Source organism: Cryocola sp. 340MFSha3.1 (genome assembly GCF_000383315.1).
In the GTDB taxonomy this organism is placed as follows: Bacteria; Actinomycetota; Actinomycetes; order Actinomycetales; family Microbacteriaceae; genus Leifsonia.
On the sequence record NZ_KB911087.1, the window covers coordinates 1977431 to 1988381 of the forward strand.

General features: G+C 69.4%; 11 protein-coding genes and 1 rRNA gene. 2 read left to right on the plus strand and 10 right to left on the minus strand.

What is annotated here, in order from left to right; translation table 11 throughout:
* Positions 1–21: 21 nt before the first annotated feature.
* From H284_RS0109450 to H284_RS0109465, 4 genes are all read right to left on the minus strand, one after another.
* Positions 22–582: an acyl-CoA thioesterase gene (locus H284_RS0109450; protein ID WP_018189210.1), complete on the minus strand. Its 561-nt coding sequence runs from the start codon at positions 580–582 to the stop codon at positions 22–24.
* 109 nt (positions 583–691) lie between these two features.
* The gene (locus H284_RS0109455) at positions 692–1018 is read right to left on the minus strand and encodes a nuclear transport factor 2 family protein (protein ID WP_020076046.1); all 327 of its coding nucleotides are present in this window, start codon (positions 1016–1018) and stop codon (positions 692–694) included.
* A 48-nt stretch (positions 1019–1066) separates the two neighbouring features.
* Entirely contained in the window at positions 1067–2887 is a 1821-nt protein-coding gene (menD, locus tag H284_RS0109460) for a 2-succinyl-5-enolpyruvyl-6-hydroxy-3-cyclohexene-1-carboxylic-acid synthase (RefSeq protein ID WP_020076047.1), read from the minus strand.
* Positions 2880–3236 (minus strand): PLD nuclease N-terminal domain-containing protein, encoded by a 357-nt coding sequence (locus tag H284_RS0109465; RefSeq protein ID WP_020076048.1) that lies wholly within the window; start codon positions 3234–3236, stop codon positions 2880–2882. The genes menD and H284_RS0109465 overlap by 8 nt, the downstream gene beginning before the upstream one ends.
* 42 nt (positions 3237–3278) lie before the next feature.
* Here H284_RS0109465 and H284_RS20075 point away from each other — a divergent pair, with 42 nt between their 5' ends.
* Positions 3279–3632, plus strand: coding sequence for a DUF4229 domain-containing protein (locus H284_RS20075; RefSeq protein ID WP_231371143.1), 354 nt, complete (start codon positions 3279–3281; stop codon positions 3630–3632).
* Between the two features lie 10 nt (positions 3633–3642).
* Here the strand turns inward: H284_RS20075 and H284_RS0109475 are convergent, their stop codons facing one another.
* The 3 genes from H284_RS0109475 to H284_RS0109485 form a co-directional block, all read right to left on the minus strand.
* Positions 3643–4626 (minus strand): 1,4-dihydroxy-2-naphthoate polyprenyltransferase, encoded by a 984-nt coding sequence (locus H284_RS0109475; RefSeq protein WP_020076050.1) that lies wholly within the window; start codon positions 4624–4626, stop codon positions 3643–3645.
* Between the two features lie 26 nt (positions 4627–4652).
* Positions 4653–5675 carry an AMP-binding protein gene (locus H284_RS0109480; protein WP_020076051.1) on the minus strand — a complete coding sequence of 341 codons (1023 nt, stop codon included), beginning with the start codon at positions 5673–5675 and terminating at the stop codon, positions 4653–4655.
* A gap of 186 nt (positions 5676–5861) precedes the next feature.
* A complete protein-coding gene (locus tag H284_RS0109485; protein ID WP_020076052.1) occupies positions 5862–6773 on the minus strand; it encodes a 1,4-dihydroxy-2-naphthoyl-CoA synthase in 912 nt (303 codons plus the stop codon).
* A 56-nt stretch (positions 6774–6829) separates the two neighbouring features.
* On the opposite strand from H284_RS0109485, the gene H284_RS0109490 reads away from it, so the two are divergent.
* On the plus strand, positions 6830–7822 hold the full coding sequence (locus H284_RS0109490) for an o-succinylbenzoate synthase (RefSeq protein WP_020076053.1): 993 nt from the start codon (positions 6830–6832) through the stop codon (positions 7820–7822).
* A gap of 7 nt (positions 7823–7829) precedes the next feature.
* Here H284_RS0109490 and H284_RS0109495 read toward each other — a convergent pair whose 3' ends face one another.
* From H284_RS0109495 to rrf, 3 genes are all read right to left on the minus strand, one after another.
* The gene (locus tag H284_RS0109495; RefSeq protein ID WP_020076054.1) at positions 7830–8849 is read right to left on the minus strand and encodes an HAD-IIA family hydrolase; all 1020 of its coding nucleotides are present in this window, start codon (positions 8847–8849) and stop codon (positions 7830–7832) included.
* On the minus strand, positions 8824–9462 hold the full coding sequence (locus tag H284_RS21165) for a hypothetical protein (RefSeq protein WP_231371144.1): 639 nt from the start codon (positions 9460–9462) through the stop codon (positions 8824–8826). The genes H284_RS0109495 and H284_RS21165 overlap by 26 nt, the downstream gene beginning before the upstream one ends.
* A 1285-nt stretch (positions 9463–10747) precedes the next feature.
* Positions 10748–10864, minus strand: a 5S ribosomal RNA gene (gene rrf / locus H284_RS0109505).
* Between the last annotated feature and the right edge of the window lie 87 nt (positions 10865–10951).

Sequence of the window (10951 nt, forward strand, 5' to 3'; positions counted from 1 at the left end):
CGGCGGCCCGGTCCGCGGGCGTCACTCGCTCCAGATGCTCGGCGCTTCGACGCGCGTCGACGGGAGGGCCGCATCCGCTCCCCAGGCACGCAGCCACTCGGGGACGGTGACATCGGTCGGCGACGGGCCGACAGCCTCCAGCAGTTCGTCGATCGTGACGATGCCGCCGCCGCGCTTGAGGAAGCGCCCGCGGATGAACGCCTGCGTGTAGATCTCGCCGTCGACGGTGAACCTCTGCTCGACGTAGACGGCCTTCTCGTCGAAGCCGAGGATGCGCGACTCGACGACGAACGGCTGCCACAGCTCCAGCGACTTGCGGAAGGAGATGGTCTCCGACGCGACGACCGGGTACCAGCCGCGCTTCTTGAAGATGGCCCAGACGCCGTTGCGCATCAACAGGTCGAAGCGGCCGATGTCGGCGATGGACAGGTACACGCCGTTGTTCATGTGCTTCAGGATGTCGAGGTCCGTCGGCAAGACACGGAACTTCGTGCGCGCCACATCCCAGTGGCCGAGCCGCGCTCCGAATCGGGAGATGATCGCGTGAAGCATCGTCCGAAAGATCATGTGCACGGCGATCATGTTAGTGATCCGCCACCGCAACGGCGCATTCGTTGTGCGATGTCTCCAAGCACCGGTCGGCCGGGGTGGATGCGGCTTGTGCGCTCCGCATCACACCGGCGGGACGGGGTCAGCTGATGCGAAGGCTGGCGATGCGGCCGTCGCGCAGCTGGAACTCCATCGGGCCCGTCCCGTTGAACCCGTCGCCTGTCACCGTCAGGGTGACGATCCAGGTGCCGGGCGAGCCTTCGTGGGCGTCGACGAGCTCGAAGTGCGACTTCACGCCGATGTTGTCGGTGCTGTCCCAGCTCCGCACCCCGGCGCGGCCGTGGAACTCCCGACCCCAGTCGTTCAGGTAGGCGTCGTCGGTGAAAGTGTCGACGAACGCGGCGGAATCGCCCTCGTTGGTCGTGTCGATGAACCGCTGGATGGGTTCGGGCAGTCCGTCCTGCGCCATGGCTGTCTCCTGTCTTCGTCGGTGGGTCCGAGGAGAATCTCAGCACGTTCAGCGCGGCAGCGGAACCTCCACGATGCTCGTACCCGCCGGCGGTGCGGAGAGCGCCTGGTCGAGCTCGCCCTTGGTGCGGGCGACGGCGTGGTGCCAGCCATAGGCTTTCGCGAGCGCCGAGATGTCGACCGCCTGGGGCGTGTAGAGGACGCGGTCGAAGGCGTCGGAGCTGGCGGTGGCGGCGACCTCCAGCCCGTCGAAGATCGTGCCGCCGCCGTCGTTGCCCACGATGACCTGCAGGTGCGGGCGCGTCTCCCCCGCGCCAAAGAGCAATGAACCGACGTCGTGCAGCAGCGCCAGGTCACCCAGCAGAACACGGGTCACTCCGCTCGGGGTGCCGGCCGCGCGTGCCGCTGTCTGGCTCGCGAGCGCGATCCCCGTCGCCGTGGCGATGGTTCCGTCGATGCCGGCGAGCCCGCGGTTGGCGTGCACGGCGATCTTCTTGCCCGGCACGATGCGGTCCACGTCCCGGATGAGGCGGGATGCGCCGAGCACCAGCCGGTCGTGCGGCCAGGTGTAGCGCCAGACTGCCTCCGCGAGCAGTGCGCGCGTGATCGGAGCCCGGATGGCCGCGAGTTCGGCGGAGGCGAAGGCGAGAGCGTCGGCCGGAGTGAACGAGCGGGCCTTCTCCACATCCGGTGCAACCGCGGCGGGGTCCGCTTCGCGTTCCGCGAGCTCGGCGATGCGCCGGCTGGCGAACACCCACCGGCCGACCCATCCCCTGACCTCCGGCGAGCGGACGTCGATCGTCTCGGCGGCCCGGACCCCGCCGACGATGTGCGCCCGGTGCCCGGGGTTGTATGCCTGCGCCCCGGTGGGAGCGACGACGACGACCTCCACATCGTCACGGGTGAGCAACGCCGGCACTTCCCTGCTGAGCGTGGGATGCCCGAACACGATCGCCCGCTCGACGGCACCGCCGAACGCGTCGTCGCGCAACAGTTCCCGGTACGACACGACGAGGTTCGGTCCGAAGTGGGCGCCGCTGGAGACCTCGGCCAGGAGCGGGAACCCGCCGGCGCGGGCGAATTCCTCAGCGATCGGCCCGGCGTCGGCGCCCGCGACGACGACGGTCTTCGGTCCGCCCCCGACCGAGACGACCTCGCGTCCGAGCGCCTCCGGCCCGGCGGTCACGGGCAGCGTGCCCGCGATCGGTTCGGGCAGCGGCGGGACTGCCACGGAGAGCGGTTCGCGGAACGCGACGTTCAGGTGGACCGGCCCGGGATCCGCGGTGTCGGCGCCGACTGCTGCGCGGACCGCCGCTGCACCGAGGGTGGACGCGCGATCGGCCTCTCCTGGCTCACCCGTCGGCGCGTCCACATCGTCCGACCAGTGGACGGCGGATGCGTAGAGACCGTCCTGCTGCGTGGTCTGGTTCGAGCGGATGCCGCGGAGCTCCTCCGGTCGATCACCCGTGACGATGATCAGCGGGATGCCGGCCTCGTGCGCTTCGAGGACGGCCGGGTGCAGGTTCGCAGTGGCGGTGCCGCTCGTGGTGACGACCACGGCGGGGGCGCCGGTCTCGCGGGCCAGCCCCAGGGCGACGAATCCGCCGGAGCGCTCGTCGATGCGCACGTGCAGCCGCGCGGAGCCAGATCGCTCGAGCTCGGCCGCGGCGAGCGCGAGAGCCTGGGACCGGGAACCGGGGCTCACGACGAGGTCACGGACTCCGTTTCGTACGAGGGCGCTCAGAAGCGCAAGCGAGAAGTCCGTCGCCGGATTCCCGGTGACCGCGCTGCCGCTGGCGGCGCTCATGCCCGGATCGACCGGTCTCGTGCCGACCGAGGTGACGTCGCCCGCGTGCGGGCGGTCACCCATCCCGGCGGCCGGTCTGATCGTTGTCGGGACCGTTGTCGTCGAGTTCAGCGAGCTCCTTCTCGAGCTGCCGGATGCGCTCCTCCTGGTCGTGGTCCATCCGGAGCTTGCCCAGGAATTCGGGGTCGTCGTCCGGTGCGCTCACGCGACGCGCGAGGTCCGCCTTCCGACGGCCCCGGCCTATCAGGAACCAGAGGATCCCGCCGATGACCGGGAACAGGATGATGACGAGCAGCCACACGGGCTTCGGAAGGCCACGCACACGAGAACGGTCGAACAGGGCGCAGTCTGCCACCGAATAGATGTAGAACACCACGGCTGCGACGCCGAGGGCTATCCAGAGGCGAACCATGGGTCAATCGTAACTCTCAGAGACGCTCTCTAAGCTGGGAGGGTGAAGCGGATTCCCTCTTGGATCACCTACACCGTGCTGCGCCTTCTGGTGTTCGCGGTGCCGCTCGTGATCCTGCTTCTCGTGGGCCTCGTCTGGTGGCTCGCCGTCATCGCGGCCGCGCTGATCGGACTGTGCCTCTCGTACATCTTCCTGAGCCGCCCGCGCAATGCGGTGTCGTCCGATCTGTATGCGGTCCGTCACCGCGAGAAGCCGGTGCGGTCGGAGGACGACGACGTCGAGGACGCGGCGGTCGACAACGCGGCGGTCGACAACGCGGCGGTCGACAACGCTGAGGCCGACGAGGCCACGGTCGACAACGCCACCGCCGAGCCGCAGGAGCGCAAGCGGGACTGACGCCCCCGCGTCAGAACGCGTACGCAGCGCCGAGGGCGATCCCCACCAGTAGGCCCGTGAGACTCGTCAACTGCAGCGCGGTGATGAGCTCGCGCGGCGTACGGCTGAAGAGTGTGATCACACAGGCGGGCAGCGCCGCCAGGAGGGCGAACATTCCGTACCAGGCGAACGGGTAGAACACGGCCAGCACCGCGAGGATGCCGAAGGGCACCAACAGCAGCACGCAGAACACGATGCGGGATGCGACCCGGCCGAGCAGGACCGCGAGCGTCCGCTTGCCCGCCAGCTTGTCCGGTTCGATGTCGCGGATGTTGTTCACCATGAGGACGGCACACGCGATGAGACCGGCGATCACCCCTCCGTACCAGGCCTCCTGGTTGACGAGGCCGGCAAGCATATAGGTCGTTCCGGCCGTGGCGACGAGCCCGAAGAAGACGAAGACGAAGACCTCGCCCAGGCCGTAGTACCCGTAGGGCCGCTTGCCGCCCGTGTAGAACCACGCCGCCGCAATGGCGGCAGCGCCGACGATCAGGACCCACCAGTACTGCGTCAGGATCACCAGGATGAGACCGGCGACGGCCGCGAGCCCGAAGAAGGTGAGGGCGACGGTCAGCACAGCGCGCGGTGTCGCCTTACCGGACCCGGTGAGCCGCCCCGGTCCGACCCGGAACTCGTCCGTTCCCCGGACGCCGTCCGAGTAGTCGTTGGCGTAGTTGACGCCGATCTGCAGCAGGACGGCGACGGCGAGACACAGCAACGCCCGGACCGGGTGCCAGACGCCCGGCCCCTCGGCGACCTTCGCGGCGCCGACACCGATCAGGACCGGTGCGATGGCGAGCGGAAGGGTGCGGAGGCGCGCGCCGGCGATCCAGTCGGCGGTCGTCGCGGGCTTCGCGGGAGCGGAGGCGGCTCCGGGACGTCGACTCCGGCCGCCGCGCGGCCCGCGGGAGGTCTGCGGCGCCATGCGCTCCATGCGGGGCTTGTTCTGACTCATCACAGAGCGAATTGTAACGACACGGGCTATGCCTCCAGCGCAGCGGCCAGCCGCGCGAGCACGACCCGATCCGGCTTGCCGCTGTTCAGCCGGGGAAGACGGTCCACTTCGACGATCCGGGCCGGCGCGGCCGCGCGCCCCAGACGCTCTCTGACAGCACGGCGCAGCGTCTCGAGCGTCGCCGAGGATGTCGCCTCGCCGCTCACCTCGACAACCACCACGGGCACCTGTCCCCAGCGTGCATCCTCCGCCGCGACCACGACGGCCTCGTGAAGCCCCGGGTGTTCGCGCACCGCCCGCTCGACCGCGTCGAGCAGCACCTTCTCGCCGCCGGAGATGATCACGTTGTCTACTCGTCCCAGCACCGTCACGCGTCCGGCGTCATCCACGGAGCCGAGGTCGCCTGTCCGGTACCAGCGAGCATCGTCCGCCTCGTGGAATGCGGCCGCGGTCCGATCGGGTTCGCCCAGGTACCCTTCCGCGAGCATCGGCCCGGATATCTCCAGCTGTCCGTCCACGGTGCGAACGACCGCGGTCCCGATCGGAACCCTGTCATACACGCACCCGCCGGCAGTCTCGCTCGAACCATAGGTGCTCACGATGCGCGCTCCGATCGCCTCCGCGCGCTCGCGCAGCTGCGTCGAGAGCGCCTGTCCGCCGACCAGGATGCCGTCGAACCGCCGCAATGCGTCCGCCACGGTGCGGGAACCCGCTTCCGCTGCTTCCACGAGCCGCGCCAATTGGACCGGGACGAGCGACGTGAAGCGCAGGTCGTGGTCGAGTTCCTGGGCGAGGGATGCGAATCGTTCCGCCTCGAAGTGCCCCCCGCCGTAGAGGATGGGCTCGGTCTCGGCGGCGAGCGATCTCACAAGCACCTGGGCGCCCGCCACGTAGTGCGCGGGGAGCGCCAGCAACCACTGACCTTGTCCGCCGAGAGCACTCGCGGACGCAGCCGCGCTCGCCAGCAGGGCATCCGCGGAGAGGGCGACCCGCTTCGGCACTCCCGTCGATCCGGACGTCTCGATCACGAGCGCCACGTTCTGCGCCACGCGCTCTCCCGCACTCGGCCACGGCTCGGGTGCTGCCCCAGGCTCCGGCATTGATCGAGTGCCGGAGGGAGCACTGCGAGGAACGACCGCCGCACCCCCGGCGGTCAGCGCCTCCCGCAAGGCGACAAACACCTCCTCCGGACGCGACGCATCGACGACGCGGAGCTCTCGGGTCATCTCGCTGCCTCAGTACTGCCAGGGGAACGGGGACCAGTCCGGCTCCCGCTTCTCCAGGAACGCGTCGCGGCCTTCGACCGCCTCGTCCGTCCCGTAGGCGAGCCGCGTCGCCTCCCCCGCGAACAGCTGCTGCCCCACCAGCCCGTCGTCGACCGCATTGAAGGCGTACTTGAGCATCCGGATGGCGGTGGGCGACTTCGTCAGGATCTCGTTCGCCCATTCGACCGCCACGGACTCCAGCTCCTCGTGCGGAACGACCGCGTTGACGGCGCCGCGTTCATACGCCCGTTGCGCCGAGTACTCCCGCGCCAGGAAGAACACCTCCCGACCGAACTTCTGGCCGACTTGCCGCGCAAAGTAAGCGGAGCCGTAACCCGCGTCGAAGGACCCCACATCGGCATCCGTCTGCTTGAACCGGCCGTGCTCCGCGCTCGCGATCGTGAGATCGCACACGACATGCAGCGAGTGCCCGCCGCCGGCGGCCCACCCGGGGACCACCGCGATCACGACCTTCGGCATGAAGCGGATCAGGCGCTGCACCTCCAGGATGTGCAATCGGCCGCCGCGGGCGGCATCGATGGAGGAGGCCGTCTCCCCCTCCGCGTACTTGTAGCCGTCGCGCCCCCGGATCCGCTGGTCGCCGCCCGAGCAGAACGCCCAGCCGCCGTCTTTCGGGCTCGGTCCATTGCCGGTCAGGAGCACCACACCGATCCGGGGATTGGTGCGGGCGTCTTCCAGCACCGCGTAGAGCTCGTCGACCGTGCGCGGGCGGAAGGCGTTCCGCACCTCCGGGCGGTCGAACGCCACCCGTGCGATCCTCCCGCTGACGTCGTGATGGTAGGTGATGTCGGTGAGGCCATCGAAGCCGGTGACCTCGCGCCATACCTCCGGGTCGAAGAGTTCTGAGACGTCCGCTTGCATGGATCCAGCCTACGGTTCGCCGTCCCACGCCGACCGGCTCGTGCAAAACTTGTGGAATGGTGCCGGACCTCGCCGACCTGTTGGCAACTTCACGCGTGGTCTCGCTCCCGATGACCACCCGCTTCCGCGGGATCACGGTGCGCGAGGCGGTGCTCATCGAGGGCCCATTCGGGTGGACGGAGTTCTCGCCGTTCGTCGAATACGACGACGAGGAAGCGACCTCCTGGCTGCGGGCGGCGATCGACTTCGGCTGGAGGGTGACACCCACGCCTCTCCGGGACCGCATCCCGGTGAACGCCACGGTCCCGGCCGTCGGGGCCGACGAGGTGCCGACTGTGCTCGCTCGGTTCCCCGGCGCCCGGACCGCGAAGGTCAAGGTCGCCGAACGCGGCCAGACCCTGGCCGACGATGTCGCGCGGGTGCGGGCGGTCCGCGAGGTGCTCGGCCCCGAGGGCCGCGTGCGCGTTGACGCCAACACGCTCTGGAACCTCGATGAGGCGGAGCACGCCATCCATGCCCTCGCGCCCTTCGATCTCGAATACGTGGAGCAGCCGTGCGCGACCGTCGACGAGCTCGCCGAACTGCGAGGTCGCATCCACTACATGGGCATTCCGATCGCGGCGGACGAGAGCGTGCGGAAGGCCGCCGATCCACTCGCCGTCGCCCGGGCGGGAGCGGCCGACATCGTCATCGTGAAGGCGCAGCCCTTGGGTGGGGTGCATGCAGCGCAGCGCATCGTCGCCGAAGCGGGTCTTCCGGCGGTGGTCTCCAGTGCACTCGACACGTCGGTGGGCATCGCCATGGGAGCACACCTGGCGGCGGCGCTCCCCGAGCTGGAGTTCGACTGCGGGCTCGGAACGGTCGCCCTCTTCGAGGAGGACGTCGCCGACGAACCGCTTCTTCCGGTGGACGGGAGCATCCCGGTCATTCGTCCGAGCGTGTCATCCGCGCGACTGGACCAGCTGCAGGCCGACCCCGAGCGCACCGGATGGTGGCTCGACCGCCTCGCACGGTGTCACCGCCTCCTCGAGCGCGGAATCGCACTCTGATCCGGCGTCAGCTGTAGAGGCGCTCGGGCACCTCGAGCCCGTAGATGGCTCGGCCCGAGTTCCAGATCGCCGCACACGCCGCACGAAGGAGATCGAGCTCGTCGTTTCCCTCGGACACGATGCGGACGTCGTTCCCGTCGATCGTGACGGTTGCGTCACGTACGCTGACCGCGCCGTTCCGCGCCGTCTTCACCTCGGGATAGGGCTCGCTGAGTCCGCGCAGGTCGCGCACGATGAACGTCGGCCGCGAGTCCGCATCGGCGGCGAGCAGCTGCTTTCCGCCGTCGATCCCGGTGAGGACGAGGACGGAGGCGATGCCCGCGCGGTTGGCGCCGAGGATGTCCGTGTCGAGCCGATCGCCGATGAAGAGTGGGCTCTGCGCCTGGAAGCGCGCGACCGCCTCGTCGAAGATCGCCCGCTCCGGCTTTCCTGCGACAAGGGGCAAGCGGCCCACCGCTGTGTGGACGGCTGACACCAGGGTCCCGTTGCCCGGCGCGATGCCTCGGGCGACCGGGATCGTCCAGTCGGTGTTGGTCGCGATCCAGGGACGCTCGTCGTCGGTGCGCCCCTGCAGGGCGAAGGCGGCCTCGGCGAGGTCGGCCCAGCCCACTTCGGGCGAGAAGCCCTGGATGACCGCCGCCGGCGACTCGTCGGCCGAGCGTGTGACCGTGAAGCCCCCCTTCACGACCTCGTCGACCAGCCCGTCTCCACCGACCACCAGGATGCTGGAGCCGGCCGGCACATGCTGCGCCAGGAGTCGCACGGCCGCCTGTGGGGACGTGACGACATCGCTCGGCTCGACGCGCAGGCCGAGCTGATTCAGGTGCTCGGCGACGGACGCATCTGTGCGCGAGGCGTTGTTCGTGATGTAACCGACTCGTGTGGTTTCAGCAACGGCGTTGAGGCTTTCGACGGCATGGGGGATGGCGTCGGGCCCTTTGTAGACGACACCGTCCAGATCGGCGAGGACGAGGTCAACGCCGTCGAGCGGCGCCCGGCCCTCACTGCTCCGTCGAAACAGGGCCATCGGTCGGCTCACCCTCCTCGTCGTCGGTGTGATCGTCTTGCCCGGCATCGCCTTCCTCGCTGAGGAGCGCTTCCACCTCGAGCTCGTCCTCGCTCAGGGGAGCCTCGTCGGAGAATTCCTCGGGGTCGAGAAGCACCTCCTCCTCGATGACGTCGATGGTCTCGAGTTCGTCGGTCGCGTGTGCCTGCTCGAAGGCCTCTTCAGCCCGCTGTGCCAGTTCTCGCCACCGCGCCGCATCGGCGTCGCGCCCGAGTTCTTCGAGCACTTCCGCGTAGGCGTGGAAAAGGTCGGCGCTGTAAGAGAACGCACGGGTGGGGTCGAGCTGCGGTATCTCCAACTCGGCCAACGCCGCTTCCGGCTGTTCGAGGTCGAGGCGGGCTCCGGACATGGCGATCGCGAGCGACACCTGCACGTCGGCCGGCAGGGTGGCGCGGTCGACGGAGCGTCCGAGTTCGAGGGCGCGGTCAGGTCGACCGACCCCGCGCTCGCTGTCCACCATCAGCGGCAGCTGGTCATTGGATCCGGAGATGCGACGGTACGTGCGCAGCTCCCGCAGCGCGAGGGCGAAATCGCCGATCGCATACGCGGTGATCGCGAGGGTCTCGCGGACCACGGCGACCCGCCCGGCTCGACGTGCCGCCGAGAGGGCGTGCTGGTGAGCGAGCTCCGGGTCCGTCTCGATCAGCCGGCTCGCCATCACCAGGTGCTTGGCGACCCAGTCGGCGTTGTCCTTGCTGAGCGTCTTCAGTTCGACGCGAGCCTCGCCGGGCAGATCCCGGGCCTGAATGTCCTCGGGGATGAGCGGGTCATCGTGGCGCGGACGGACGGACTGCAGCTCTCGCGCGAGCTGCGCCTCCTCGTCCGTACGCCAGCTCTCGTCTCGGGCGTCCCGATCGCCTCGCGCCGGACGTCCGTCGCGGGTCCAAAGCCCATCCTTCTGAGGAGGCCGCCCCTGACGGTCGTTACGGAACCCACCGGAACGCGGCCCATCGCCGGATCGGCTCGGCCGATCGTTGCTCCGGCCGCGGTCTCCGCCGGCGCGGTACCGGTCGCCGCCGTCTCCGCGCGGCTTCCACTCGCGCGACTGCCGATCGTCACCGCGCGGCTTCCACTCGCGCGAGCGTCCATCGTTGTCACCACGCGGCTTCCACTCGCGGGCGGGACGCCCGTCGTTGGATCGCGGCTTCCACTCGCGGGCAGGGCCCTCGTTCGATCGCGGCTTCCACTCGCGGGCGGGACGCCCGTCGTTCGAACGCGGTTGACGGTCGTCGCGCGAACGTCCGCGGTCCCGGTCGGATCCACCGCGTTCCGGGCGGTCTCCGCGGTACTGAGGTGCGCCGCCGCGGTCGGAACGATAGCCGCCCGAACGACGCTCGTCCGAACTGGAGCCGCCGTCGCGGTTGTTACGCCAGGTGCCGCCACCCGATACCGAACGGTCGCGGGATGCGCCGCCACCGGCACGGGGACGACCGCCGTGGTCTCCATCGTTCCGGTTGGGACGGTACCCGTCTCCGCCGGTCCGCGGACGGCCAGTGTCTGCGCGGTCGCCGCGCGGACGGTCGCCGTCACCGCTGCGCGACGGACGATATCCGTCGCCGCTGCGCGGTGCGCGACCGCCCTGATCTCCGTCACGGGAGGAGCGGTACCCGCCGTCCTCGCGCGGGCGCCGGCTCTGGCCCGAGCCGCCACGATCCGGTCGGTACCCGGCGCCGTCGCGACTCGATCGGTCGGGCTGCTGGCGCCGCGGTCGCTCGTTCCGGGCGTTCTCGTCTGCCGGTGTGTCGCTCACGGCTTCTCCTGTCGAGTCGGCGGGTCGAGCCCAGCCTATGCTTCGTGCTGCTACTGACCCCGTTAACGCGAAATGGCCACCCATCACTGGGTGGCCATCTCACAAAGAAGTCCGGCGGTGTCCTACTCTCCCACAGGGTCCCCCCTGCAGTACCATCGGCGCAGAGAGTCTTAGCTTCCGGGTTCGGAATGTAACCGGGCGTTTCCCTCTCGCTATGGCCGCCGAAACACTATTGATGTATCAAAGTGAACGATCAAGCTTTAGCTTGAATCAGTTCTCGACCGTACATCGAGAACCACATAGTGGACGCGAA